Source organism: Variovorax sp. 770b2 (genome assembly GCF_900115685.1).
Lineage (GTDB): Bacteria > Pseudomonadota > Gammaproteobacteria > Burkholderiales > Burkholderiaceae_C > Variovorax.
In genome coordinates, this window is record NZ_FOXJ01000004.1 from 334,985 (window position 1) to 361,174 (window position 26,190).

20 protein-coding genes and 1 pseudogene are annotated in these 26,190 nt (G+C 63.6%); 12 read left to right on the forward strand and 9 right to left on the reverse strand.

Going from position 1 to position 26,190, the window contains the following annotated elements; translation table 11 throughout:
- The 6 genes from BM133_RS23325 to BM133_RS23355 form a co-directional block, all read right to left on the reverse strand.
- Positions 1–708: MBOAT family O-acyltransferase (locus tag BM133_RS23325; protein WP_305728067.1), on the reverse strand; the 708-nt coding region annotated here is incomplete at its 3' end.
- A gap of 615 nt (positions 709–1,323) precedes the next feature.
- Positions 1,324–2,334, reverse strand: a complete 1,011-nt coding sequence (locus tag BM133_RS23330) for a S1C family serine protease (RefSeq protein ID WP_177224914.1) — start codon at positions 2,332–2,334, stop codon at positions 1,324–1,326.
- Positions 2,335–2,362: 28 nt separating this feature from the next.
- A complete protein-coding gene (locus tag BM133_RS23335) occupies positions 2,363–3,079 on the reverse strand; it encodes a CC0125/CC1285 family lipoprotein (RefSeq protein WP_143100186.1) in 717 nt (238 codons plus the stop codon).
- Between the two features lie 335 nt (positions 3,080–3,414).
- Positions 3,415–4,041 carry a hypothetical protein gene (locus BM133_RS23340; RefSeq protein ID WP_093438991.1) on the reverse strand — a complete coding sequence of 209 codons (627 nt, stop codon included), beginning with the start codon at positions 4,039–4,041 and terminating at the stop codon, positions 3,415–3,417.
- Positions 4,042–4,053: 12 nt separating this feature from the next.
- On the reverse strand, positions 4,054–5,574 hold the full coding sequence (locus tag BM133_RS34750) for a protein kinase family protein (RefSeq protein ID WP_143100187.1): 1,521 nt from the start codon (positions 5,572–5,574) through the stop codon (positions 4,054–4,056).
- A gap of 215 nt (positions 5,575–5,789) precedes the next feature.
- Positions 5,790–9,338 (reverse strand): hypothetical protein, encoded by a 3,549-nt coding sequence (locus BM133_RS23355; RefSeq protein WP_093438999.1) that lies wholly within the window; start codon positions 9,336–9,338, stop codon positions 5,790–5,792.
- A 251-nt stretch (positions 9,339–9,589) separates the two neighbouring features.
- Between BM133_RS23355 and BM133_RS23360 the strand changes: the two genes are divergently transcribed.
- The 9 genes from BM133_RS23360 (at position 9,590) to BM133_RS34755 (ending at position 17,381) form a co-directional block, all read left to right on the forward strand.
- Positions 9,590–9,853 (forward strand): hypothetical protein, encoded by a 264-nt coding sequence (locus tag BM133_RS23360; RefSeq protein ID WP_093439001.1) that lies wholly within the window; start codon positions 9,590–9,592, stop codon positions 9,851–9,853.
- Between the two features lie 325 nt (positions 9,854–10,178).
- Positions 10,179–11,189, forward strand: coding sequence for a sugar ABC transporter substrate-binding protein (locus BM133_RS23365; RefSeq protein WP_093439004.1), 1,011 nt, complete (start codon positions 10,179–10,181; stop codon positions 11,187–11,189).
- A 58-nt stretch (positions 11,190–11,247) separates the two neighbouring features.
- Positions 11,248–12,228, forward strand: coding sequence for an ABC transporter permease (locus tag BM133_RS23370; RefSeq protein ID WP_371286356.1), 981 nt, complete (start codon positions 11,248–11,250; stop codon positions 12,226–12,228).
- Between the two features lie 2 nt (positions 12,229–12,230).
- On the forward strand, positions 12,231–13,028 hold the full coding sequence (locus BM133_RS23375) for an ATP-binding cassette domain-containing protein (protein WP_093439009.1): 798 nt from the start codon (positions 12,231–12,233) through the stop codon (positions 13,026–13,028).
- A gap of 99 nt (positions 13,029–13,127) precedes the next feature.
- Complete coding sequence (locus tag BM133_RS23380; RefSeq protein ID WP_093439012.1) at positions 13,128–14,117, forward strand: LacI family DNA-binding transcriptional regulator; 990 nt, start codon at positions 13,128–13,130, stop codon at positions 14,115–14,117.
- 40 nt (positions 14,118–14,157) lie between these two features.
- Entirely contained in the window at positions 14,158–15,696 is a 1,539-nt protein-coding gene (gene xylB / locus BM133_RS23385) for a xylulokinase (RefSeq protein ID WP_093439015.1), read from the forward strand.
- Positions 15,693–16,676, forward strand: coding sequence for a helix-turn-helix domain-containing protein (locus BM133_RS23390; protein ID WP_093439017.1), 984 nt, complete (start codon positions 15,693–15,695; stop codon positions 16,674–16,676). Before xylB ends, BM133_RS23390 begins: the two co-directional genes overlap by 4 nt.
- 49 nt (positions 16,677–16,725) lie before the next feature.
- On the forward strand, positions 16,726–16,914 hold the full coding sequence (locus tag BM133_RS23395) for an ATP-binding cassette domain-containing protein (protein ID WP_305728068.1): 189 nt from the start codon (positions 16,726–16,728) through the stop codon (positions 16,912–16,914).
- Positions 16,890–17,381 (forward strand): hypothetical protein, encoded by a 492-nt coding sequence (locus BM133_RS34755; protein WP_143100188.1) that lies wholly within the window; start codon positions 16,890–16,892, stop codon positions 17,379–17,381. The genes BM133_RS23395 and BM133_RS34755 overlap by 25 nt, the downstream gene beginning before the upstream one ends.
- Before the next feature lie 246 nt (positions 17,382–17,627).
- Here BM133_RS34755 and BM133_RS23400 read toward each other — a convergent pair whose 3' ends face one another.
- Positions 17,628–18,746, reverse strand: a complete 1,119-nt coding sequence (locus BM133_RS23400) for an ABC transporter substrate-binding protein (protein ID WP_093439020.1) — start codon at positions 18,744–18,746, stop codon at positions 17,628–17,630.
- A gap of 870 nt (positions 18,747–19,616) precedes the next feature.
- On the opposite strand from BM133_RS23400, the gene BM133_RS23405 reads away from it, so the two are divergent.
- The 3 genes from BM133_RS23405 (at position 19,617) to BM133_RS23420 (ending at position 24,030) form a co-directional block, all read left to right on the forward strand.
- Positions 19,617–21,824: a glutamate cyclase domain-containing protein gene (locus tag BM133_RS23405; RefSeq protein WP_177224916.1), complete on the forward strand. Its 2,208-nt coding sequence runs from the start codon at positions 19,617–19,619 to the stop codon at positions 21,822–21,824.
- A gap of 20 nt (positions 21,825–21,844) precedes the next feature.
- On the forward strand, positions 21,845–22,243 hold the full coding sequence (locus tag BM133_RS23410) for a CesT family type III secretion system chaperone (RefSeq protein ID WP_177224917.1): 399 nt from the start codon (positions 21,845–21,847) through the stop codon (positions 22,241–22,243).
- A gap of 575 nt (positions 22,244–22,818) precedes the next feature.
- Positions 22,819–24,030: a hypothetical protein gene (locus BM133_RS23420; protein WP_093439029.1), complete on the forward strand. Its 1,212-nt coding sequence runs from the start codon at positions 22,819–22,821 to the stop codon at positions 24,028–24,030.
- Between the two features lie 687 nt (positions 24,031–24,717).
- On the opposite strand, the pseudogene BM133_RS23430 reads toward BM133_RS23420, so the two are convergent.
- Together BM133_RS23430 and BM133_RS23435 are read right to left on the reverse strand one after the other, a co-directional pair.
- Positions 24,718–25,716: pseudogene (locus BM133_RS23430) on the reverse strand (Rieske 2Fe-2S domain-containing protein).
- Between the two features lie 185 nt (positions 25,717–25,901).
- Positions 25,902–26,186 (reverse strand): J domain-containing protein, encoded by a 285-nt coding sequence (locus BM133_RS23435; protein WP_143100189.1) that lies wholly within the window; start codon positions 26,184–26,186, stop codon positions 25,902–25,904.
- Positions 26,187–26,190: the final 4 nt, after the last annotated feature.

A 26,190-nucleotide genomic window follows, 5' to 3' on the forward strand; every position in this document is an offset into this window, starting at 1 on the left:
GTATAGCGTGGGCTGCACGCCGTTGTGCACGCCGTTGAAGAGGAGGTCGGCGTATTGCCCCAATGGGTCGGCGATCAGCAACTTTTTGGCCAGACCGAAGGTGAACATGGCCAAGCCGAGCGCGATCTTGTTGCCGTCGGCGCGGTAGGTCGCCGGATTCGCGAACTGCGGCATCATCTGCGCGTGATGCAGCACGGGGCCCGCGATCAGGTGCGGGAAGTAGGTCACGAACAGCAGGTAGTGGATGAAGCTGCGCTCGTGCACCTTGCCCTGCCAGCAGTCGACCAGGAAGGCGATCTGCGTGAAGGTATAGAACGAGATGCCGATGGGCAGCACGATGTGCACCAGATCGATCGGCGTGAGACCCGCCGCGACCAGCCCGGCATCGACGTTTTCCAGGAAGAAGTTGGCGTACTTGAAGACGGCCAGCACACCCAGGTTGACCACCAGCGCGGTGATCAGGAGCGTCTTGCGCTTGCGGTCGTCGCGGCCCGGCGCGGGCGACAGGCGCAGGCCGAACCAGTAGTTGACGCAGATCGACGCCACCAGCAGTGGCAGGGCCTGGACGCTCCACCAGCCGTAGAAAAACAGCGACGCCAGCGCAAGGTAGCCAGCGGCGGCTCGGATGTTGAACCTGCCGATTAGGAAGAACCCGAGCAAGACCAGCGGGAAATAGACGAAGACGAATGAATAGGAGTTGAAAAGCATTTCGAAGAGGCGCTGCGGCGCGTGCCTTTTTTCGTTGTCGTGTTACCGCCCCGCCAGGCGGCGAGCCAGCGGTTGTCGCGGGTCGCGCGCAGTCCAGCGCTTCCAAAGACCTCGCACCTCGATAGCGAGTTCTTGGAGCGGGACGTTTTGTCCGGCAACTTCGTTGACGCCCCAGCAGGCAGGGACGGCATAAGTACACCCCATTCACGACCTGTGCGGCCGAAGAAATCCGAGGCGGTGTCCAGAAATACGAAGAGGCAACTCTCGAAGCGATGGTGCGCGCCGCACATCCGTGGGCCAGTGGCAAGAGCATGGCGTCCGTCGGACCTGCTGGACCACACCCCTGCCAGCCGCTTCATCGATCACTCGCCGTACTACCGGTAGGAAGTGATCAACGCGCACTTGGCGTGCTTACGCTCGGGGGCGATCCTGACGTTCGGGGTCGGCGTCGCGACGGCCAAGGCAATCAACTACAGACTCATTCACCGGGCTAGACCATCCTAGCTGGCCGTGCGATGAACGCCGACGTCCCCGCGCACCCGCTCAAAATCCGCTGGCAGGCCTGATGCGCTGGCCAGCCTCGCGAACCGGCGGCGCTACCGCACGGCGCGGACACTACTTGAGTTCCTGGCAACTGCCGGCTTCGCACTTCACGAGTAGGGCATAGCCGTCCGCGCAGGCGACGGTGTAGGTCTCCACGCCGGGATTCTTGCCGACCAGCGAGGCGCGCGGTTCCGTGCTGCAGCGCTGCGCTTTGGCCAGCTGCTCCGCGTCGCTGGCGTTCTGCCCGGCCGGGCGCGCATCGTCCTTTGATGCCGACGTGAATGACGCAACCGGCGAAACTGACGTAACGGGCACAGCCGACACAATAGGTGCAGCCGACGCAAGAGGCCGCGCCGCCTCGCTCGATTGCACGACCATGGGCGCCAGCGGCGGCGTAGCTGTTGCGGAGGGCTTCTCGGTGCGCCTGTATTCGGCCATGGCCACGCGGCCGCGCGCGGGCACTTCGGCAATCCACTGGGCAGGCCGCGCGAAGTTCAGGTTCTGCGCGCTGCCTCCGACGGCGGCGGTGGTGATGCCAATCAGGCGCCCCTGCTCGTCGAAGAGCCCGCCGCCGCTGGAACCGGGAGAGATCGGCGCCGTCACCTGGATGTACTCCAACTCACCGGCGGCATTGCGCCGCAGCGCTGAAATCAGGCCATCACTCAGGCTCTGTTCCAGGCCCCGGGGCGCGCCAATTGCAAAGGCCTTCTGCCCGACCCGCGGAATGGTCGTGGCCACGGTGGCCGGTGCCGAAGTCGGCAGGTTGTCAGTCCTGAGTTGACAAAGGTCACGCTCCGGGTCCGGATAGTCGAGCCTCGCGGGCAGTTCCTCGCGCTCGCGCCGCAGCGTGAGCGATGTGGCCTTTCGAAGCACATGGCAATTGGTGATGAGGCGCCCGGGGCTCACGACGACGGCACTGCCGCTACCGAGCACGCGCCCTTGCTCGTCGCGCGGAATTACCACCCACACGGCGGGCGAAACCTTCAGGAAAAGCTCCTCGGGCGTCAGCGCGCTCGCAAGCCCCGGCAGCAGGGTGCAGAAAATCGTGGCCGCGGCCAAGACTGTTGTTATGGTCTTTTTCAATGGGAACTCCGCGAGAAAGATGAGCGCTCTACTTTGGCAACAGGCCGGCGAGATCCTTCATCTCGACACGGCCCACGCTGCCGCCGGCCCCCGGCACCGAGGTCGGCGGCACCACCGTCACCGGAGCGGGAAAAGTCATGGCGCGCCTGGCAATTTCTTCCGAGCTCAGCGTGGCGCTGCGCCCTCGACTGGTGACGAAGGGTTTGAGCGCTTCCATCACCGCGCTGGCGCGTAAGGAGTACCGCGCGCCGGGCTCACTCGAAGTCTTGAACATCAGGATCGTGGCCTTGCTGGTCCAGGTGGTGATGGGTCTACCACCACCCTCAGGCACGAAGATGTAGGTGGGCGCGCGGGCACTGCCGCTGCCGTCTTGACCACCGTCTCCATTGGGCTCGATCCATTCCGGTTCGTTCGTCTCATTCTGCGCGGGGCGAAAGACCGGTGGCTGCTGGTCATCGGGCGCGGCCGCGCTCGCCTTTGGCAGCACGGCGAAGTACGAGTAGTTCTTTTGCACCGCGAGTTCTGCGCACCGATAGAGCCAGTAGTTCCAGACTGCGTCCTTCGAGGTGTTTCCGTTGCCGGAGAACTCAACGATGTAGCTGTTATGGGTGAGGCGGATTTCGGCATAGCCGCCGGTGGCGCCCTTGGGCTGGTACACCGTCCTGCATGCGCCCAGGAGCCCGGCAACCGCGATAACCGCGAGCACGACAATAGTTCTGCCGGAGGTTCGTACGTGAAGCTTCATCGTCTTTTCATTTCGCAAGGATCCAATACAACGATACAAAGATGGACGTTGAAGACGCTGGCATACGCATAGCTATGTCTTGGTTGCCACCAAAACTTCGGGCTAGTACCTGGGAAAAGCATCCGGCCGCACCGCCCAAATTCGTGAGCTGGCTCTTGTGAATGAGGTCGACGGACTTTGCCATCAGGTTGCGTGGCCCGACCCATTGCTGTGTTTCAGACGTTGACGTGTCAGCGCTTATGGCCGCCCAGTGAGCGCACGCCACGCGATGTTCGACGCGTTCGTGTGGCAATGTGTCATGAGAGCTTGAGCAACTCAGCGCATCCGTCGAGCGTTCAAGACGCTTCAGGCTTGGCTTGGAACGAACGACGACCGTCAGCGAGTTCGTCGACCTCCGAAAGCATCGCGTCCAACATGCCCGCTGGCGAATTCCATGGGATCGTGGCCGCGTCCAGCCCGCCGCCGATCCAGCGCCACCCGGCCCGGCCGAATCTGCTCGCGATGACCTCGAGCCGCACACCTTGTGGAATCCTGTGCAGAAGCTCGGCCTGTTCCAGCTTGGATTGCAATTTCGCCGCCCAGTCGACCATTGCGGCAATGTCCTGCCGGGCTTGCACGGGCTCGGTGTATGCCCCGCCCCACGGCAACTGGATAAACAATGCGAGCGACTTGTTGACGACGTAGTAGTGTGCCGCCCAGCTGTTTGTGCCGAAGCCGTCGAAGCCTACGACGGCGTAGTCCGGCAGGTCTGGCTGCGTTTCCACCTCCAACGAAAAATGCTCAAGGTCGTACGGTGTCGACGTTACCAGCCGCGTGGCATACCAGCTTGGGCCTTGCGCCTTCAGCGAAGTCACCAACTGCTCGGGTATCGGTGGAAATGGTAGATTCTCGGCGGCATATAGCGCTTGGGCCGGTGAGACGGCAGCCGCGCTGCCATCGAAATCGTGAAGCGATATGGTCATGGGAAGCGCACCTTACCAGCCGGCGTTTGGCCGCTGAGGGTCTAGTGCTTGTGCCTGCTTCGCAAGCGCACGTTCGCGCTCACGACCGATGTATGAATTTTCGGCAGTGAGGAGTTGTCGCACATCAAAATGGTCCCAGTCCTTTGGATCGATGACGCGTCCCTGAGCTTCGAGTTGCACGATATGTTTCTTGACGCCTTCAAGGCGCGCGACAGCGGCCCGCACTTCCGCTTCGCTCAACTTGTCGCCGAGCATCACTTGGATGTCGCTGGGCGTGAGAGAGCTGATCTTTATTGCCATCTCGAAATCCACAACAGGCGGCAGTGAGGTTCCGCGAAATCCATAGTTAGTTCGGTTGTTGATGAACTGAATTTCGTTCGGATTGGTCAACCGGTGCCCGAAGCACTGGTCATTGTCGATTCCCATGACCTTTACCTCGTCGCTCGGTTTGATGACGTCGATGAAGTAGTTGCCGGAGTGACGGTCACCCTGACCGGTCAGGTGATCCAGAAGTTGCAGCTTCGTGACCTCCGCGCACACATCCCGGCGTTCAAGCATCTCAATCGGGGCCTTTCCAGCCTCCATGCCGAGAGCTTTTTCCATCACGAGGCCCAATTTGGGCCCCTCGATCTGAGCCCCGGGTCCGACTTCGAGCGCCGCGACGTGAGTGTCGGGAATGACGTCAACGTCGAGCTTTTTCGCATACGACAGCGTCGCAATATTGCGCATCGCGATCTGCGGATCATTCCGAGGGATGCCCGTCGCCGCGGCAACCCAACCATTTTCTGTAATGCTCAACGGCTTGAAGACGCCGTCGAGCACGCCACCATCGGGCTTCTTCAACTGCACTGCGTACACAGTGTTGAAAGCGCCTGAGCCGACCTTGAAAGGCCGGTTCATCAAGTTGGCATTGGTGAAGGCCGGGTGGGTTTCGGGCGAGAACTTGAGATTCTGCTGGTGGTAAAGGCGGGCAATGTTGGGCGGCAGCTTTGCCATTGGCACATTTGTGGCGTACCGCTGCTGCGGATGCATGGACGGCCGCCCTGTGCTCGGCGGTCGAACTTCTGCCGGGCTGACCCTTGGATGCGGCGCCTGTGCTGGTCGCTGCGGCGCCGCTTGTGGTTGTCGTTGACGCGGCAGGAGGTTTCCTGCAGCGTGTGGTGCAGGCTGCTCGCCGTAGTGCGCCGCGGGTATCGCTGCCTGAAACATCGCCGCTTCTTGAGGCGTGAGCCGTTGTTCTTCTCGCCGATGTTGCTGTTCGGGACGCCCAGGTGTCAGCGCCGCAGGAAGCTGGTGCCGCCGGTTCTGCCATACCTGCTCTTTGCCGGGGCCAGGCGCCAGCCCTTGGACCTTGGGCAACTGCCCGTTGCGGGGTGCCATGCCTACGGGTGTGCCTTTGGTCGCATTCGAGCGCCGGAGACCGAGCACGTTCGGCGTTGTCGGCCTAGGATTGTTTGTGCGCTCTTGCGGTAGGGGTACCTGAACACCCTGCTGCGGTTCGATCAGACGCCGAATTTTGCCGAGCATGCTCATTCGGTCACCTCACGGATACAAGTGAGCGCACGGGAGAGTGACTACCGGAAACACGCAGTGCTGGCTTGCGGTTGAACATTTTTGATTCCATCTCTAAGGATCACAGCGTGCGGCAACAGCCAACGGCATGGCGTCACGCCAGCGAAGAGGCATCTGTGCCCGCGAAGAGCTGAAAAATCCTGCGAGCGTCCTCGACTGCCCTGGTTGCGGCGGGATCAGATGAAGTCCACTGAGCGTTCGGTGAAGGTGTACTGCTCGTTGTAGGTCGCACCCAGATGGCCGTTGGGGCCGAGCGTGGTCCCCACGCTGCGGGTGTTGGCCGCTATGACGTAACGGGCTTGCTGGTTGGCCGGCTCGCGCAGCAGTTGATCGGCTTCCGCGCGCGTTGCCCTCGCCTGATCGTCGTCGCCGCGCGCCGCCTCGAGACTGGCCTGAGCCCGCAATGCGGTGTCGCTATCGTCGAGGTCGCCGAGCTCGTACCAGTCCGCGAACTTCATCGTCATGTCTTGCCGCTGCGCGTGCCGCCCGACGAACTGGCTCACCGCAGCCACCTGCTTGCCGCTCTCGCGCACGGCATCCACCGCTTGCCTGGCCGGATAGAACTTCCTGTTCATGTCCTGGGAATTGCCTTCAATGCGTGCGCCATAGGCCTTGTAGAAGTCGTTGGGACGGTCCTGGGCCGTGGAGAAGTAACTCGTAGGCAGTGTCTTGTCGTTGCGGTGGATGCGCACCATCGTTTCGGCTTCTCCCTTGCGCCGGAAGTCGACAGAACGAGGCGCCACCAGCATGACATCCGCATGCGCGTCCAGTGTCGATGCATCACCGATATCGGCTTCATGCCGATCGAAGACCGTTGCGGCCACAGCGCCCGTTGCGCGGTCCACGACGTGTTCGTTTCGCGTCTCCTTGTCCACCCGCAGCGCGCCGGTCAGGTCTTGCTGGCGCGTGGTGTTCATCCGCACTTCATGCTGGATCTTCGTAGGCGCCAAGCCGATCGGCACAGGGCCGATGTGAGCCCCGGCGCCGACCGTGAATTCGTACGTCGGACCATTCTCGACCGAGTGTTCGATCTCGTAGCGGTTGATCGACAGTGCCGGGCCGAATTCCTGCAGCGCGAGGTTGATGAGTTCGGGCACGCCGCCGGAGCTTCGGTCTTGCGCATTGCTGGGCTTGAGGTAGGGCGCACCTTGCGGATCGGCGACGCCGTTGAGCAATAAAAACAGGCGCGCCTTCTTGTCCGCGAGCTTCAAGTCGTTGGCGAGGCCACCCGAGCGGTCGCGCGGAAAGTTCCAGTTCACACCCTCTTCGTCGATCAGTTTCCATGCATACGACACACCACCCCCTGCAGCCAGCGAAGCGCCGATCTCATCGGTGCCCCCGGAAGGCCCGACGGCGGCACCGACCCCCACCGGCATGCGGAGGAATGTCTGCACGCGCATGACGAGGCCGCTGCGCTCTGCCGCGCTTCTCGATTCGAAGCTCACGCGGCGCGTGTATTGCACCCCGGCCTCCAGGTAGGCGCGCGCAGCACCCAGTTTCAGGGCGCCGGACACCTTCTGCGAAACGCTCCGGGTGTTGAAGCCCGAGTTGCCGCCATGCTCCAGCGTGAAGCCGGACGCGAGTTCTTCGCCGGTGCTGTCGCCCGCCACCTTGCCGCGGATCATTTCGGCGATGACGAGGCAAGCCTCTTCATGCGACTTGCCTTCCAGCGACACGATCTCCGGCTCTGGCGCCTCGTTCATTGCCACACGCGCGTAGTGGGAGGCGAACCTCGCCCAGTCAGGCTCCCCGGGCGCGGCCGGACTTGGCTGCAGTGCCATTGCGGCATCCGCATCGCGCGGCCCGCCCACGTCCGCAGCCCAATCGAGCAGGCACTGGGGCGTCAGCGGCCGGTTTTGCTCGGTGCCAGTGCGCATTGACCGAGCCCAGTCTTCGAGCTGTGCCGGATCGGTGGGAGCCGGCGTGGCGTCGGCGAGGAGGGCGTCGACGGCGTCGAGGATGTCCTTGGGCCAAACCGTTGATGCGCCGTCGGATCCGTCGGTTTGCCGGATGCAGGCCAGCACCGATGCGCGCGCGTTGACGATCGCATCGGGCAGCACGGGGCGCGAGAGGTTATAGCGCGGAAACAGGGGGCCGACTTCTGCCTTGGCACCATCGAGCAACGATTTGCGCACCATGTTGCGCAGAGTCTTCAAGCCCTCCGGATCCGTAGGCCGAACGGCCGAGGGATGGATCGGGCTGTCGCGACTGGGCAGGGGCGAATTGTGCGTCCCGCCTTGTTGTTCGAGCGCCTGCTCGAGTGTCTCGATCATTTCCTTGGTGGCGTGGCCGTGGTGAATGCCGCCGTTGTGAGAGAGGGTCATGCCCGCCTCCGATGCCACCTTGTTCACGACCAGAAACGGGCTCTTGCCATGATGGGTCAGTGCGAGCTTGAACGCGGCGCGCCCGCTTCGGGGCGCCCGGGCTCGGTCCATCCAAGTACGGCCCTTGAGCGTGCGGTCCATGATGTAGCGCTCGTCGCTCGGTGAACCGTCGGCCTTTCTTGCCTTTCCGCTCGCAAGGCCATTGAGCACGCGGTAAGCAGTGAATCTGCAGCCGTGAACTTCATTAATATTCGGGTCGATGATGTCGTGTATCGCGAGCAAGGCCTTCTCGTGCAGGTTCAAGCGCACGGAAGGCCCCGTCAGGCTCTCGCGCGTGGGCAGAGCGGCGCCCGATCGCCCCGGCCAGAAGTCCTGCGCGGATGCACCGTTGCGATGCGATTGCTTGCGCGATGCGTCGATGCATTTAGCAAGCTTTCCGGTCGTGTAGATGCTGTACGGATCGACAGATGTGCCACCGACCTTCTTCGCCGCGATCAGATAGCAGAGCACGGCGTCGCGCTGGTCGGTATCCAACTGCGGACGGCGCGAGCTGGCGTCGCCGCTTGAGGCACGGTCGGTGATCTTGTCGAGTATGTCGATGGACTTGCCGGGGATGAGCGTATCCAGCGCCACGGCGAACGTCCACGCCCGTCGCACCTGCGCTGTGACGGGCGAGGATTGCGGATGCGCCAGTTCGTCGACCAGGCGCATCTCCCGTAAGCCGGTCAGGCAGGCCGTGGCCCGGGCGATGTCTTGCGGATGCGCCTGGGTGAGCGCTCCGGTCAAAAGATGAAGTTCTTCATGCGTCAGCGCGCTCACCGCTGCGGTGTCGACGAGCGCCTCGGCGAGGGCGGTGCGGGCGCTGCCCGCAGCAAGGGGATAGGCGTCTTGCAGCATGACCGAAAGAGCAGGGGCCCGTTTGAGCGATTTCAGCCGCGGGCCCTCGACTGCCGCGCCCGTCGGGATGGGCGCGGCATCGCGCATCTTCGCCGGCATTGTCGGTACTGCCTGCCCATCCAACCGCGCATGCTGACCCATGGTGGGCTGCGCGGAGACGTCGGTGCGGCGCAATGGGTTGAAGAACCTTGTGCTGGCGTGCGCGGCGCCGCCGATGCCCCGGTCGTAAAGCTCCTGCTTCAGCACGGCGGGTTTGTGCAGTTGCGTCAGCGTTGCGAGCTTATCCGAGAGGTCGTAGCGGCTCGGCGCGGTGGAGTGTTGGGGCGCGGTGGAGCCACCGCCTTGTGACGCGTCTTCTCGCTGAACCTGCGACAGCGATTGGAGTGACGCGGGGCGTTCGCCGGACCGTGTGGACTGCGGCGCAGCTGTGGATGGTTGCGCGCCGGCGTTGAACAGCGCCTTCATCTGGATGCCCGGCTCCGAGAGCTTCGCTTTGAACGTCATGGCTTGACCCTTCGGTGTACGCGATGCGCGACGACGCCATTTTCGAGATGCCTCGCTGGCGGCGTCGACGCACAAGCGAAGCGTCGTGTGCGAGGGCGAAGCCGTTGCGGTGCGTTTCGCTCTACGCCCGCCAAGTGGCGAGATCGAGCGTCATCGCACGCCGGCTCCTGCTAGATTTTTCGTCGCTCGAGCCTCTTTTCCATGGGATATGCTGCGCGGCGCAACGCAATCTTTGAACTTGGAGTGAATCGATGGAAGACGTGAAGATCCTTCAGATCATGCCCGCTGAAGGGTGGGTCGCTGTGTACGACGGCGGCGATGAGGGAGAAATTGAAGAACCGCTGGCCTGTTTTGCGCTTGTGCAAGTCGACTACCAAAATGGCGACGGCTTCCAGACCGAAGTGCGCGGGATGGCGCCCGACGAAAAGCTCATGGCGTTCGTGGAAGACGCTACAAACTTTGTGACGGTTCGCCGCGCTGAAGAAGACGAAGAGGAAGATGAGGCCGTCGAGTAGATTTTCCTTAGCCGGATTGGCAAGCCAAAGATGCCACGGCAAGCGGAACCTTCGAGGTCTGTTTGTCGGGGCTGGGCCAAACGGAGTGCGGCAGGGCGTGCCGGCATCCGGGGCTGATGCGTTGGATGGAGGGCCGGAGATGCGCGCCGCCCTCTAAGCGAGTCGGTTTTACGCGCGTAAACGCGAACCTTGAGAGTCAAGGAGGACGCTCTGTATTTTCGTTATTCTTCGTTCGTTCGAAAAAGCAAGCGCTTGCGCAAACGCTTACGTGCGGTTAAAAAGCGGTACCCCGACCACTTCGGCGTCGGTTATACGGAGACAAGAAATGCTGAAGATTCGTCACGCCTTGGCGTGCATGCCCGCCGTGGTCGCCCTTGCAGCGGCACCTCCCTCCTTCGCCGCGCAGCCCGTCATCGGGCTGGTCACGAAGGCCGACACCAATCCTTACTTCGTGAAAATGAAGGAAGGCGCCAAGCAGGCCGCAGATGCCGGGGGTGCCAAGCTGCTCACGGGCGCGGGCAAGTTCGACAACGACAACGCGGGCCAGGTCACGGCCATCGAGAACATGCTCGCAGCCGGTGCCACCACCTTGCTGATCACACCCAGTGACTCGAAGGCCATCGTGCCGACCATTAAGCGGGTGCAAGCCAAGGGCGTGATGGTGATCGCGCTCGACAGCCCGACAGACCCCATCGAGGCGAGTGACGCGCTCTTCGCCACCAACAACTACACGGCTGGCGAACTGATCGGCCGGTATGCCAAGGCCGCGCTCGCGGGCAAGCTGCCGAAGATCGCCACCATCGACCTGTTCCCCGGTCACCCAGTCGGCGCGCAGCGGCACAACGGCTTCTTGGCGGGCTTCGGTCTCGCGGGCGTGGCCGATGCCAAGAGCAACCAGCTGTCGACCGCGCCCGAGGTGGTCTGCATGGCCGACAGCTACGGAGACCAGCCGCGCGGCCAGACCGCGATGGAGAACTGCCTGCAGAAGTCGCCCGACATCAACCTCGTCTACGCGATCAACGAGCCCGCCGCAGCCGGTGCCTACCAAGCGCTCAAGAAGGCCGGCAAGGAGAAGGGCGTGGTCATCGTCGCGGTCGACGGCGGCTGCACTGGCGTGAAGAACCTCAAGGCTGGCCTGATCGCCGCGACCTCGCAGCAGTACCCACTGCGCATGGCCAGCCTGGGGGTCGAGGCCGGCATCGCCTTCGCCAAGACCGGCAAGAAGGCGAGCGGCTACACCGACACCGGTGTCACACTGATCACCGACAAGCCCATGTCCGGTATCGACAGCAAAGACAGCACCGTGGGCCTCGACCTGTGCTGGGGCGCGAAGTAAGGGTAGGAACGCCGCCATGAGCGACGCAACGCCTCTCTCTCCCGCTGCGGCGGCCATAGTGAGCACATCGAGCGCATCGGCTGGACTGGGCTTGCGGCACCGCTTGCCGAAGCCGTCCTCGCTCGGCCCGGTCATCGCGCTGCTGCTGGCCTGCATCTTCTTTTCGTTCCAGAGCGACCGCTTTCTCAGCATCGAGAACTTCTCGCTGGTGTTGCAGCAGGTGATGGTGGTCGGCACCATCGCGATTGGCCAGACGATGGTGATCCTCACGGCCGGCATCGATCTGTCGTGCGGCATGGTGATGGCGCTGGGCGGCATCGTCATGACCAAGCTCGCGACGGCAGGTGGCATGAACCCGTACCTTGCCATTGCCTGCGGCATAGCGGCGTGCATGGTATTCGGCCTGCTGAACGGGCTGCTCGTGACGCGGGTACGACTGCCTGCCTTCATTGTCACGTTGGGCACGATGAACATCGCGTTCGCGATCACGCAGCTCTATTCCAACGCGCAGACCGTGACCGACCTGCCTTCGGCGATGACGTGGTTCGGCAGCACGGTGTCGGTCGGTGATGTTGAGATCAACTACGGCACCGTGCTCATGCTCGGTCTATATACCTTCATGTGGTGGGGGCTGCGCGACACGCGGCCCGGCCGCCATGTCTATGCGGTGGGCAACAATCCCGAGGCCACGCGTCTCACCGGCATAGCCACCGACAAGGTGCTGCTCGGCGTGTACGTGGTCGCCGGCCTTTTCTACGGCATCGCGGCGCTGCTGTCGGTGGCGCGCACCGGCGTGGGAGATCCCAACGCGGGCCAGACCGAGAACCTCGATGCGATCACGGCCGTGGTGCTCGGCGGCACCAGCCTGTTCGGCGGGCGCGGCGTCATCGTGGGCACCTTGCTCGGTGCGTTGATCGTGGGCGTGTTTCGCAACGGGCTCACGCTGATGGGTGTGTCCTCGGTCTACCAGGTGCTGATCACCGGCGCGCTGGTGATTTTGGCGGTGGCCACCGACGAACTCTCGCGCAAGAAGGGCTGAGCATGAACGCCCCCACAGCTCCCAAATTGGTGATGCAGGCGCGCGGTCTGGTCAAGCGATACGGCCAAGTCACTGCACTCGACGGCGCTGACTTCGAGCTGCGCGCAGGCGAGATTCTCGCGGTGATCGGCGACAACGGCGCGGGCAAGTCGTCGCTCATCAAGGCGCTCTCGGGCGCCACTATTCCCGACGAGGGCGAGATCCTGCTCGATGGCCGGCCCGTTCATTTCAAGTCGCCGATGGATGCTCGCCGCGAAGGCATCGAGACGGTGTACCAGGACCTTGCTGTGGCACCCGCAATGACGATCGCCGAAAACCTGTTCCTCGGCCGCGAGCTGCTGCGCGACAGTCTGCTCGGCCGCCTGTTCCGCATCGTCGACAAGAAGCGCATGCTGGCCGAAGCCGAGGCGCACATGAAGCTGCTGCAGATCGGCATCCGCTCGATGGTGCAGGCGGTCGAAACGCTATCGGGCGGCCAGCGCCAGGGCGTGGCGGTGGCACGCAGCGCAGCCTTCGCGCGGCACGTGGTGATCCTGGATGAGCCCACGGCCGCGCTCGGCGTGAAGGAAGGCAACATGGTGCTCGAGCTGATCCGCCGCGTGCGCGACAAGGGGCTGCCGGTCATCCTGATCAGCCACAACATGCCTCACGTGTTCGAGATTGCCGACCGCATCCACATCGCGCGGCTCGGCCGCCGCGCCGCGGTGGTCAACCCCAAGGCCATCGGCATGAGCGACGTCGTGGCGGTCATGACGGGCGCCAAGCGGCCCGAGGATCTTCCCGCGGAGGCGCTGGCTTGAGCAAGACGCGTCGCGGCACCGCCCCAATCGAGGGAATAATCGTGTCCGCCCGGCTTTTGCTGCCGGTCGGCCAACAGGAGCAGCTCCCCCTTGCCAACAATGAACGACGTCGCGCTGGCGGCGAAGGTCTCCACAGCGACCGTCTCGCATGTCCTGAACGGCACCCGCGTGGTCCATCCAGACACGGTGCGTGCCGTCAACGAGGCCATCGCCAAGGTCGGCTACACACCCAATATCCTGGCGCGCTCGCTGGCGCGCTCGGCGTCGAGCACGATCGGTGTAGCGATCGCGGCGGTGTCGAACCACTACTTTGCCGGCACGGTGCATGCGATCGAGGCCGAGTGCAGCCGGCTGGGCCTGGCGATGCTGTTCGTGGACACCCACGACGATCCGGCACAGGAGCTACGAGCGGTCAAGACGCTGCACCAGCGTCGCGTGGACGGCATCCTGCTGGCGCCCACGGCCGACCCCGAACGGCGGGCGCTGAACTACCTGCAGGCGGCCAATTTGCCGACCGTGCTGGTCGACCGGCTCATGTCGAAGAACTTCGACCAGATCGGGGTGGAGAACGTGGCATCGACCGCGCAGATGGTTGCGCACCTGATCGGTCACGGACACCGGCGCATCGGTTTCATTGCCGGTGCGCAGGGGCTCTCGACCACTGCGGAGCGTCTGCAGGGCTACCGCGATGCGCTGGTGCAGGCGGGCCTGCCCTGGGACGCATCGCTTGTGCGCGACGGCCAATCGATGATCGAACCGGCACGCGCGGCCGTAGCCGAGTTGTTGGCCCTGCGCAGGCCGCCGACGGCCATCGTCTCGGCCAACAACCTGATGACCATCGGCGCAGCCAGCGCGTTGCGCGATGCGCGTCTCGATATCCCCGCTGCGATGGCGCTGGTGGGCTTCGACGATTTCGACTGGGCCGACTATTTCGAGCCCCGGCTCACGGTCATGGCACAGCCTGTGAAGGACATCGGCCTGCGCGCGATGAAGCTGCTGAACAAGCGCATCAAGACGCCCGATGGAGCCCGGCAGACCGTTCGCCTAGCGCCGACCTTCGTCGTGCGCCGTTCCTGCGGCTGCGCCTAGGCAGCGCTGAGTGGCATGCGATGCGGGGAGCGTGCTCCGCATGAGCAAGCCCGTTTCGCTGGGCATCGATCTCGGCACCTCCGCGGTGAAGGTCCTGCTGCTGGACGAGGGCGGTGCAGTGCTCGGCCATGTCGACAAGCGCCTGCCGATCTCCCGCCCGCAGCCCGGCTGGTCGGAGCAGCATCCCTCAGAGTGGTGGGCAGCCACCTGCGAAGCGCTGATCAGCCTTCGTGCCGCGTTTCCGCATGCGTGGCCGCACATTGCCTGCATCGGGCTCGCGGGTCAGATGCACGGCGCGGTCGTGCTGGACCGTGCCGACCAGCCCATTGGTCCGGCGATTCTGCACAACGACGGACGTGCCGCCGAGGAAAGCCGCTGGATCGAGGCCAGGGTGCCGCAGGCCGCGGCGCTCGCCGGCAGCCGGCCGATGGCCGGCCTCACCGCGCCCAAGCTGCTGTGGATAGCACGGCACGAGCCCGAGGCTTTTGCCACCATCGACTGCGTGCTCTCGCCCAAGGACTACCTGCGGCTGCGCTTGACCGGCGAGCGCGCGACCGATGTGTCGGACGCGGCGGGCACGCTGTGGTTCGACGTGACACAGCGATGCTGGAGCGAGCTGCTGGTCGCGGCCTGCGGGCTCTCGCTTTCGCAGCTGCCACGCGTGCGCGAGTCCGGCGAGCCGGGCGCGCCGCTGCTGCCACAGATCGCGAATGCGCTGGGCCTGCCGCTCGATGCCGTGGTGGCCACCGGCGGCGGCGACACGCCGGTGTCAGGCTTGGGCATCGGCGCGGTCGAGGTGGGCGACGCATTCATCAATCTGAGCACCAGCGCATCCCTCGTAGTCGTGACCGACCGGCCTGACATCGACGAGGCGGCGTCGATCCATGCGCTATGCCATGCGTTGCCCGGGCGCTGGTACCAGATGGGCGCCATGCTTTCAGGCGCAAGCTGCCTGCGCTGGATAAGCCGCGTTGCCGGTGCGCAGGATGAAGACGCGCTGCTTCGCGTGATCGAGGAGGACATGGCGCGAAACCCCGGCTGGCTGGGCCTGGCGCAACAGGCACCGATCTTCCTGCCGTACCTCTCGGGCGAGCGCACGCCGCACAATGACGTGGATGCACGAGGAGTTTTCTTCGGGCTGTCGCACGACACGAACGCGGCGCTGCTCGGCCACTCGGTGCTCGAAGGCGTGTGCTTCGGCCTGCGCGATGCAATGGCCGCGATCGAGTCGACCGGCACCTGCATCGGCTCGCTGGTCGTGGTGGGCGGAGGCGCCCGCAGCGCCTACTGGACAGGCTTGCTCGCGAGCGTGCTTGGAAAGCCGGTGCACCGCGCGGCAGGCGGCGATCTGAGCGCGGCGCTTGGCGCTGCAAGACTGGGCTGGCTGGCGCTGGGCCGCAGCCCGCTCAGCGTGTGCATGCAGGCGCGCGTGGTGTCGCGCCACCTGCCGGACCCTGCATTGGTTCCGGTACTGGATACCCGCTACGGCCACTTCCGCGAGATGTACCGCGCGCTGGCGCCCCTGTTCGGCGCGAGGGCGAAGGCGCTGTCACAGAGCCTCACGGAGCCCGTGCAATGAACACTGCGACGCGCTCCACCCATGCCCCGCCCGCGCCAGCGAGCGCATCGCGCGCTCGCCATACTTTGCTCGGCGCTGAATACGAGCACGTGCTGCTGCGCGATCCCGCGCTCGGGTTCGAAACGGCGCCGTCCAGCGGCATCGGCTGCCTGGTTCAGGGCGTGCCTTCGCGCCTGGACCGCTGGCACTATCACGATGAGTACGAGCTGCATCTGGTGGTCGAGACCAGGGGAAAGGCCTATATCGGCGACGACATAGTGGACTTCGAGCCCGGCTTTCTGGTGCTGATCGGGCCGCGCGTGCCGCACAACTTCGTCTCCCTCGATGCACCGGCGGGCGGCGTAGTTACGCGCAGCCTGGTGATCCAGTTCAACGACGAGTTCCTGCGCCAGACGGAGGGGCTCTTCCCCGATCTGCGCGCCGCCGTGGGCCTGCTGGAAAGGGCGACCCACGCCATCGAATTCGCCGGGATGGAGGCGGAAATCCACGAACACTTTCACCGCATCCGGACCCGAACCGGCTTGGCACGCTTCGCCGACTTGGCGGCGCTGCTCACGCAACTGGCGCAGTGGCCTGCATGCCGCCTGCTGTCGGCGGTCCGCGGCCGCGCGCCCCACCTTCGAGACAAGCGCGAAAGTCTCTTGAGCCGGATCGACAAGGCGGTCGACCATATCTGCGAGAACTACGCGGACGATCTGTCGCTGCCGCGCGTGAGCGCGCTCGCGGGCATGGGGATGCACTCCTTCTCCCGGTCCTTTCGCCGCGTCACCGGCAGCACCTTCACCGAGTTCGTGGCGCGCACGCGCATCACCAGGGCCTGCCACCTGCTGCGCCAGACCGACCACCAGGTCACGAGCATCTGCTACCTAGTCGGGTTCAACAATATCTCGAACTTTAACCGTCACTTCCGTCGGATCAGGGGCATGACGCCCGTCGAGTACCGCAGCGACAAGGCGTTCCGGCGTTCACCCGGCGCCTAGTCCGGAAAGCCCTTATGGAAATCCATTCATCCCCCAGTTCGGCGGCACCGTGGCACCGAGCGGCGCGACCTTCGAGCTGATGCCCAACGAGGTGCTGGCGCTGCTGGGCGAAAACGGCGCAGGCGAGAGTACCTGCGTGAGGCTGCTCGGCGGCGTGCACCAGCCCGCCCTGGGCGATGGGCATATCAAGGGCCAAGCCGTACCGCTGCGCTGGTGGCGCAGAAGGTCAACGTCCTGACGAACTCGAGCGCCGACGCGCATGCGCTCAAACGTGCCGGGGCCCAGGGCGTGCGGGTGATGGCCTACGATTCCGGTGCGACCAAGGAAGCGCACATGCTCTTCGTCAACCAGGCGCAGTCCGACACCGTCTCGCTGCAGATGCGGGGGCATGGGTGCGCTGATCGGCTACAGCGGAAAGTTCGCGGTGCTGTCGAGCATACCCACGGTCACCAACCAGAATGCATGAATCGCGCTGATGAAGACGCAGCTTGCGAGCAACCCCGAATTCGCGAAGATGAAGCGGGTGCAGATGCTCGACGGCGAAGAGCGAGCAGATCAGCCAGCAGGCGGCACTGGTTGTCCGAGGCCTTTCCGAACTTCAAGGCCTTCATCGTGCCGGCCGATATCGAGCTAGCGGCGGCGTGCGCGCTCGGAAAATCCTGGCATCGGTCAAATTCGCCGGCTTGGCACTCGCGACCGTCATGAAGAAGTACATCGAATTGGGCACGCGCGGGACAGCTGCTGGAACGTGAGCGACCTGGACTGCCTGACCGACCACGAAGCGCAGGCGCTGGCCCAGTGCATGATCACAGGCGTAAGAAGGGCGAGAGCTTCACCGCGGGCCGCCTGGGCGGCCACACCGTCCTGGACAACGGCGAGATCGTGCTGGGCGACGCGAAGAGCGTGACGCGGTAGAACCTGCAGAAATTCAAGTTCTGAGCGTAAGGATCGTCAGCGCTTGAAGTGGCCATGGCTGACTATCGATAGGTCGACAAAGTCGATGCCTGTGTGGTCCGTTGGAGAGTAGCTCACGTCGAGCCCGCCACCCACGTCGTACTGGAAGTGGTTGAGCGTGGCGACCAGCTTGGCGCGCGTGGCCTTAGGTCCCGAGCGGCGCAGCGCTTCCACCAGCACCTTGGTGGCGACAAAACCTTCGAGCAGCGCAGGCGACAGCTCGTTCTGCCCCTTGGCCTTTGCGAGTGCCATGGCTTCCTGGATCAGCGGATGACCGAACGAGCGCTCGTAGGGCAACACCTGTGTGACGACCACGCCCCCGCTTGAAGCGCCGAGCTCTTTGATGAAGCCCGAGGCCGCGTTGTTCGACAGCGTGATCACCTGCGCGGCCGAGCCGGCCGCGCGCAGCGCCTTCACACCTTCGGAGACTGCGGTGCCTGAAGCGATCCACAGAACGGCCTGTACGTTCGCCTGGGTCAACGGCGGAACGATGGTGCTGTAGTCGGGCTTGCGGCGGTCCGCCATGACGAGCACAGTGGGCTTGGTGCCCGCTTTCTCGAAGCCTCTGGTGATGCCCATCATGGCATCTGTGGCAAAGGCGGAATCCTGCTCCTCCACCACGCCGATGCGCTGGATGCCGATGGTGTGCAGATGCTGCACGGCCTTCTCGGCCTCGCGCTGATAGGTTGAGCGCACATTGAAGATGTGCTTTTGCACCGGCGTGTGCAGCGCCATCGCGCCGGAGGATGGACCGACCAGCGGCACGCCGTATTTATCGAGCAGGGGAATCACCGCCAGTGCGTTGGGAGTTCCGCGGTTGAGCAGCAGTGCAACGACCTTCGTGTCCTCGATCAGGATGCGCGTGTTCTCCACCGAACGCTTGGGGTCGAAGCCGTCGTCCATGCGGATTACTTCAATGCGCTCGCCGTTGATGCCGCCTTGGGCGTTGACCTGATCGATGATGAGTTGTGAGCCCAGCACCGCTTCCTTGACGCTGGCGGACACGAGGCCTGAGAGGTCGGCCGATTGGCCGACCACGATCTGGGCCGATGCCCCGGGAACGGCCGCCGCCGCCAGCACGAGCGCGGCGGCGCAGGACGTGAAAATCTTCTTCATCGGGCAGGGTCTTTCACGAGGGGGTTCACTTGTGTCAAAAAGGGCTTGCCACCTGATCTTTGCAGGCGGCATCGGCGGTGATAAGGGGTCCAGCGCGCGACCGGCTACAACTCAAATATCTGCCCCGTCGCGACCGGCAATTTGCACATCAGGCTCGAATCGGGGACTGGTCGCTGGTTGTGCGTGTTCTCGGTTGAGCCGTCGTGGAATGCGATCGGGCTGCCCGAGCGAGGGTCTAGCAGACCCTCGCTCAAATGGGTGCGGCTGTTCGCTCGCGCAGCTTGTCCAACTCGATGCCGGGCGTGGATGCGGTGGCGCTGAACTCGAGACCTCCGAGGCGGAGCCCTCCACTGGAGCACCGACTTCGATGCATCGGGCCAACTGCGGCCTTGGCAAGGTCCCGCGCGAGCGCGACGTAGGCGTTGAGGCGGCATATGGGGTCGTCGGTGGATGGTTCGGCAGCATCGTTGACGCCCCGGCATATGGTGATGACTTAAGTACACGCCATCCATGGTCAGCGAGCTCTGAAAAACCCGAAGTAGTGTCCAGAAATGCGAACCGCCAACTCTCGAAGCGATGCTGGGCGACGCATCCCATGGACCAGCGGCAAGGACGAGCCGCCGGCCCTCGGGCCTGCTGGCCCGTCCCTGCCAGCCCCTTCAGTACGAGCATCCGGCGCAAGTCCCTTCAGGCGTGCTGCAGAGCGATACGCCCCGGTTGGCGAGCACCCAGTAACAGTCGCGCGACGCTTCGTTTGCCCAATACCCACTTCGCACTTTGGGGTGGGTCGAAGAGGGTGCGCCAAATAGCATGAATCGGGTCATCAACGGACAAAGATCGACCATGCCCCCAATAGGTAAAGCCCCTCCAATGGGCCCCAATGTTGCCGCCGCCGTCAGCAAATTCGAGAAGGCGAATGCGCCGAACCTCGCTGGCGATCCACGCGCCGCAGTACCCCAGCGGTCACGCGCGGCGGGGCGGCCCGAGGTTCCGGAAAAGCCCGCGGCGCTGCGCGTGTCGGCCGGCGGCTCCAGAGCGCCGCGCAGCACCGGCGCGCTGTCGCTGAAATCGCCCAATGTCGACGCATTGCTGCATTCGTTCGTGGGCCGGGGTATCGACAAGTTCAAGGCCGAGGGAGCCACCGCGACGATTGCCGCAGAACTCGACCACAAAAAGCATGTCATGTTGCTCACGGGCTTCTCGGTCGCGCCACAGATGCCCGAGACGGACGGCATGGCAACGGCGGTGCTGGGCAAGGCACTCGATGAGGCGGGCAAACTTGTCACTTTCGTCACGGACAAGAACAACCGACCGATCCTGCTCGCCGCCATGCAGGAGATCGACGCCGAGATGGCCAGCTACACGCAAGTCGTCGAGTTCGATCCTGCACATGGCGCCGAAGCAGAGGTCGAAGCCAATCAATTGCTGAACGAGCTAAAGCCCGATGCGGTGATCGCGGTCGAATTGCCAGGCCGCTCGAAAGACGTCAAGGCCGACGGCACGCACGTCTACCGGAACATGCGCGGGTTGGACATCAGCCCCTTCAACGGGCCGGTGGACCAGGTGCTCGTCGAGGCGAACAAGAGGCAGGGCGTGTTCACAGCGGGCGTTGGTGACGGCGGCAACGAGGCCGGCGTCACCGGCAAAGGCATTCCGCAGGCACTGGACGGCAGCAACATGGCCAATACGGTCAAGTCCGACGTCATGCTCACTGCGTGGAACTCCAATCTGGGCGCGGCGGCGATTGGCGCCGCGGTACTCCAGCGGCACGGCAAGCTCGACAAGATGCCCACGCCCGACTCCTACGTGCGCGCCATGGGGGCGACCATGAAGGCCGGGGCGGTGGATGGCGTAACCCGCGGCCGCATTCCCAACGAGAAGATCGGCGAAAACAATTCCGGCGTCGACGGGTTTCATCTGGAGACCCACGCGGGCGATCTGCGCAAGCTCATGGCAGCCATTGCGCGCGATGTTCCCGCCGGCGTGGTGCACGTCGAAAAGGGCAATCCCTTCGTCATTTCCGTCACCGACTCCAGCGATGGCGGGATGATCGGCGCCAAGAACCTGGCGGGCTTCCTGCGGTATCGCTACAACGTACCGGCTGTGCTTGTGCCTGTGCTCGATCATGCCAACGCCCCATACGGGGACCATACGCGCGCCAATCTGGTCGTGTATTCGGGGAGGATGCAGCAGACGGCGCTGCTCATCGCCGACTTGGTCGTCACCATGTGCAATACGCAGGCCACCACGTTGCCCGAGTCGCTGCACATTCCACCCAACGCGCCCGGTGATGCAGGCGCGGCCCATCGCGAACAATACATCGTAGACTTGGTCGACGCGACGGCGCGTACCGTCGCCAAGTCGGGCGACAAGCACCCGGTGCTGCTGTGTACCCAATTCACCAAAGACAGCGGCGCGTATCCCAAGAAGATCAGCGAGTACTCCGGTGGCAAGGTGGAGCCCGGCCTGATGGCGTGCCCCGAGTGGGCGCCGCTCGTGAACGGCGGTCTGCACGAGAGCGAAAAGCCCGAGGACAAGGCCTACGTAGAGAAGTCGGTGCGCAACATCGTCGGCGAGCTGAAGAAGATGCGCGACATCGGCGAGTTGACTTCCGTGTGGCTCTGCTGCACACACTACCCCAAGCTCACGCCGCACATCAAGAAAGAGCTGAAGGCGCAAGGGATGGGCGATGTGCAGGTGCTCGACCAGATCGAATCGTACGCCAAAGCAGTGAAGGAAAAGCTCGATGAGATCGATGCCGAGATCGACCGGACGAAGCGCACGGTCACCAATGACCAGATCGTGGTGACGACTGCGACGGACCTGAACAAGGTGAAGGTCGCGGCGGAGGGCATCCTTCGCAATCGCAACCCCGATGCGGAGAAGTTGAACGTCAACGTCCTCGGCTTGAAGTCGTTCGGCGCAGACATCAACGTGAGTCTGCTGACGTCGATTCTCTTTCCGCAGGACGAAGGTGCAGCAGGGGTCGGTAGCCGTGCCGAGGACAACGCGCCCATGGCCGGCATTCGCCCGCAAACAACCGCCTCGTCGCCGGAGACGGCGCAACGCCTTCAATGAACTATCCGAAAGAGAACAGCATGGACTCCAAGAAATTTGCCACCGTGTTGAAGGAATTCAGCCAACTCATCGGCTTCGAGGATTTCGATGCACTCGCGCAAGGCGCGAAGCTCAAGATCGAGGACCATGTCGTCAGCTTCATCCCTGGCCTCGGCGACGCCGCAGACACCGTGCGTGTGTACGTCGACATGGGACCGCTGGTGGGCGATGCCGCCGATGGCTTGCGCAACCTGATGGAGCTGAATTTCCTCTTGAGCACGGGGGGGCGTCTGATGGTTTGCATGCATCCCACGACGCACAACATCTTTCTGAGCTTTCGCTACGCGCTGGACCAGAACGCTTCGGGGCAGGCGTTGCTGGACACGACGCTCAGGTCTATCTCCGAGTTGGGCTACGAGGTGCAGACGCTCGTTGCCTGAGACGCTGCATTGCATCGGGCGCCAAGGTTCGTCGGCGTGCAACCAGTGTGGCGTATCGTCGGGAAGTTCGACCAAGCGGGCCTCCGGCTGCCGCACATCGACTTTCTTGATGATGGCTTCATCCACCGCTTGCAGCTTTCTGAGAACGTTCTCTGCATCGCAGTCGCAAAACTTCGCGAAGAGATGTGGGTTCGTTCCAGGCGATGCAGCCGCCTGGACAACGTCTACAGTCGCTCGCATGGCATCCATCGGCAAGATCCCCGTCCTGACGTCGCGGCCTGAGCCGGATCGCTGGCGAACGATAAACGCGTCAATTCCTCGCGCTCCGGCCCATTATGACGCGCGACCTCGCCAGTCACCCGCCTCCGGGTTGACGCAGCGCTCTTCGTGTTTCAGCGAGTCACCGGTACAGGGCCTTTCTACAAGTTTGCTTTGAGCTACGAGGGGAACTGAACGTGCCCAAGATACAAGGATCGACCCCGCTGGATGTGTGTGCTCCATTTGGACGCTCGGGCCCGCTGGACGCAAGGCCGACACCTTCTGGCGCGGGAGCAGCGACGTCCCACTCGGCCGCGATGTCCGATCTGAAGCCGCTGTCCGCGGACAAGAAAAAGTTTCTATCCAAGAGCAATGAGCAGCAGCTGGGGCTTCGGGTTCCCGTCGAAAAATTGCGTGGTGCGGCAAACCGGGTAAGCGCCAAGCTCGGTTCCCAGATTCTTGTCAATGGGGACGGGAACCGGGTGTCGCAGTCACAAGCGGCTTGGCGGGGTGCTGGCGGAATCGCCAACGCTTCGAACTCGGACATTCTCGACGCAGCCGGTCGTCTCGCTGATGAAGACAAGCTCGAGGCGATTTTCGCCGAGCAACTCAGCCAAGCAGCAGGCGGTAGCCGAAAGAACTTGAGCATTAGCAATCCGGCCAAGCGGCAGGAATATGCCGCCGCAATTCGGAATCATCCGCTGCTGCGGCCAATCGTCGAAAACGAAATCGCCGAGAGAATCGGCCTAACACCGAGCCAAGCGGCAGACGAGCTACAAGATTTGAGTGCACGTGCCCAGAATGAGGGTCGCCCTCTCGCCTTCATTAACGTCACGAAGCTGGACAAGGGAAACATCCTGAGCGCGCAAGGCGTCAACAAGGGGGCTGGGCACAGCGACGCCTACATCGCATTGCCCAACGGCCGGGTGCTCAATGTAGTCGGCTACGACATGGCGAGCAATGCACTGGTTCGCAACGAGCTGATGGACCGCAAGATTCCGTATGCGTCGATGAACCTGACTACCTTCACGGACTCGGCGGTGCCCATTCATCCGCAGGCCGGAGGGGAAACACCTGGGTGCGGTGTCCTGGGGCTCAGTCACGTCAAGGAGTACTTGAAGGACGGCGGGCGGCAGCTCAAGCAGGGTAGTCTCGTCATTACCGGTCTTCCAGGCGCAGGGCGCAATGGCGATTTGATGTTTCCGTCGCCAGAGGTACTGCGCTACAGCCAGACATCTCGGGTCGGGATCGTGGCCGACGCGATGATGCGCGAGACCGCGGATCACGCCACCGTCAATATCGGCGGCAAGGTTGTCGCCGTGCAGACGCTCACAGGCATGCTGCGCGCAGGCGCGAAAGTTGAATTCGCCATCGGTGGCATGGTTCAGGATATGGCAGCCGCTCGCGAAGCTTGGTGCAGTGGCATGTCGACGGCCATGGCAGAACGCGACCGGATGAGTGTGGCGGTCAAGCCAGGGCAGAACCTGAATGGCTACCTCGCGTACATGACTCAACGTTACCGAAGATAAAGGCGACGCGCGTGCCGTGCCGATCGGTGCGGGTGGACCACCGATCGATCCCCAGCCCCTGCAGTAGCGGTTGCTTCCAAAGAGTTCCGTCTCGAGTCATTCTCGGGCTCGTACCCGAACGCGGCTGGCCACCACTCGCACCGGAAAAGTCCGGACAGGTTTGGTGCATGGCGCCTTGGAGACTGTACCGGTGCGGATGTCGAGAGTGCCCTGGTGCAGCGGGCGCTCCACCTGACCGTTTTTCGACCCGTCTGTGGGAGAGTCTTGCCGCGCGGTGGGTGCGCAGGTCGTGCAGCGCAAAGACCTCTTCGCCCAGCCTGAACATGGCGATGGCCTTGCCGCCGGCCATCACCGGCCAAGCGGCCAAGCGGCCACTTTCACGAAGTTGTTGGCAATATCCACATCGTGCCAATCGGCATGTAGCGTTGCGATGCTCATGGGAGCAACTCCTTCAGATCGGCGTGGCCACCAAGGTTGCACCGCAGGATGAGAACACCACGCGTTTCTTGCGGTATCGAAGTTCCCGCTCACCCGGGCCAACTCGTCTTGGTCGATGCCGGCCTAGTAGACATTGGAGTCGCCGTTTTGGACCGTGATCACGACCACCTAGCTGGACGTCGTAGCGATTGCTTCGCCGTTGTTGGAGGTCACGACCAGACCGTAGCGATCATTGATGAGTTCATGCGCTCAGTACCCCATCAGCTTCTGGTAACCCATCCAGAAGCGCCGGATGAGGTTTTCGGTGATCATGGTTTCACGCTGGTCGGGCGCGTCGCGGCCCATGTTGTCGAGCACCGACAGCGCGTCGCAGGCGCGCAGGGTCCCGCGCTGCACCAGCTCGGTGGTCTCCATCGAGATGAAGCAGGCCGGGCCCACTAGGTTGGCCTGCAGCAAGCGCAGTTCGCGCAACTCGGGGCGGTGTCGTCGGTGTAGCCGAAGAAGTGGAACATCGGCTCGAAGTGGGTTGACCCCTCGGACAGCAGCTGCTGTTGTGCCACCAGTGTGTCGTGGATCTGCTGGACCACCAACGCGCGAAGATCGGCTGGATGTGGTTGGTCGTGAGTTCGTCGAACTCCTTGAGCTGGCCCAGCAGTTCGGCATCTTCCAGACGGAAGCCGTCGTCCATCGAGCGGATGTTTTGCATCTCCTGGCCGAGGTACCGGACAGGGACGAAGCCTCGTCCCCGAAGGTTGCGGGCATCAGGCCCTTGTAGCTGTCCACTCACAGCTTGCGCAGGCCATTGCCTTCGAGCGTGAAGCTCTGGCATCCCTGCCTGGCCGTTCCGGCCGCGGCGGAAGGGCATGCGCTGAAGGTCGCCTTCGCAGCTATAGCTCCACCGGTGGTACACGCCGGTTTGCGAGGCGGCGTTGCCACGCTTGTCGCGTAGGCCATCGCGCCTCGATGGGTGCAATGGTTAACCCAGCGGCTAGGCCGTCTGCGGTACGGGTGACGACCATGGGGGTGTCGCCCACGAAGGTGCTCTTGAAGTCGTGAACCTTGAGAATCTCGGCTTCCAGGCCGAGACAGCTTCAGGGGGAGCCGCGGTAGATGCGCTCCTGTTCGTGGTCATACCTCTTGCGAACTGAACACGCGATTAGGCACGCGCGAGGCATCGGTCTCAGTGAAACGCACTGCGTGACCGAGAGAGGGTGGGGAACTGATGACTGCATCAGGTATTGGAGAAATCGCTGGGCTTCGGGGCGTGCGCGAATCGTCGAAACAATGTTCAGAAATACGAACAGATAAATCTCCGCGCAAGGCGATAGAGGTTGAGCAGATCGGGCTCCCTGGTGGGCATCTATCCCTGGTATCCCAGCGACCTTGAGCCAAGTTCGATACCCGATGACGGGTTATGAAGTCCTGCGACAGGCTCATCGCACGAGAGCCTCGGCGCGCGCCGCGATCTCGTCATTGAACAGCCCGACTGCATTGTTGATCAGGGCCATCGACCTGGCGGCGACGGCGTCGTTCGGATTCTTGTCCGGATGAAAGAGGGGCGCCGCTTGCTTCTGGCGTGTCTTGATGTCGCTCGTCAGTGCCTCGAACTGCCCGATGTCCAGGGTCTGGATGTCGCGCTCGAGGTCAAGGTGGCCGAGTAGATGCATCGTTCGACCAGTTGCACTCGCATCTTCGAGATGTGCCGGGTCGATTTTCATACGC

Excerpts from the sequence above, each read along its gene's own strand:
- BM133_RS23410 (WP_177224917.1), top strand. The coding sequence starts at position 21,845 with ATGGACTCCAAGAAATTTGCCACCGTGTTGAAGGAATTCAGCCAACTC.
- BM133_RS23335 (WP_143100186.1), bottom strand. The coding sequence starts at position 3,079 with ATGAAGCTTCACGTACGAACCTCCGGCAGAACTATTGTCGTGCTCGCG.
- BM133_RS23400 (WP_093439020.1), bottom strand. The coding sequence starts at position 18,746 with ATGAAGAAGATTTTCACGTCCTGCGCCGCCGCGCTCGTGCTGGCGGCG.
- xylB (WP_093439015.1), top strand. The coding sequence starts at position 14,158 with ATGAGCAAGCCCGTTTCGCTGGGCATCGATCTCGGCACCTCCGCGGTG.
- BM133_RS23390 (WP_093439017.1), top strand. The coding sequence starts at position 15,693 with ATGAACACTGCGACGCGCTCCACCCATGCCCCGCCCGCGCCAGCGAGC.
- BM133_RS23360 (WP_093439001.1), top strand. The coding sequence starts at position 9,590 with ATGGAAGACGTGAAGATCCTTCAGATCATGCCCGCTGAAGGGTGGGTC.
- BM133_RS23340 (WP_093438991.1), bottom strand. The coding sequence starts at position 4,041 with ATGACCATATCGCTTCACGATTTCGATGGCAGCGCGGCTGCCGTCTCA.
- BM133_RS23355 (WP_093438999.1), bottom strand. The coding sequence starts at position 9,338 with ATGACGTTCAAAGCGAAGCTCTCGGAGCCGGGCATCCAGATGAAGGCG.
- BM133_RS23420 (WP_093439029.1), top strand. The coding sequence starts at position 22,819 with ATGTCCGATCTGAAGCCGCTGTCCGCGGACAAGAAAAAGTTTCTATCC.
- BM133_RS34750 (WP_143100187.1), bottom strand. The coding sequence starts at position 5,574 with ATGAGCATGCTCGGCAAAATTCGGCGTCTGATCGAACCGCAGCAGGGT.
- BM133_RS23435 (WP_143100189.1), bottom strand. The coding sequence starts at position 26,186 with ATGAAAATCGACCCGGCACATCTCGAAGATGCGAGTGCAACTGGTCGA.
- BM133_RS23380 (WP_093439012.1), top strand. The coding sequence starts at position 13,128 with ATGAACGACGTCGCGCTGGCGGCGAAGGTCTCCACAGCGACCGTCTCG.
- BM133_RS23405 (WP_177224916.1), top strand. The coding sequence starts at position 19,617 with ATGGGCCCCAATGTTGCCGCCGCCGTCAGCAAATTCGAGAAGGCGAAT.
- BM133_RS23375 (WP_093439009.1), top strand. The coding sequence starts at position 12,231 with ATGAACGCCCCCACAGCTCCCAAATTGGTGATGCAGGCGCGCGGTCTG.
- BM133_RS23365 (WP_093439004.1), top strand. The coding sequence starts at position 10,179 with ATGCTGAAGATTCGTCACGCCTTGGCGTGCATGCCCGCCGTGGTCGCC.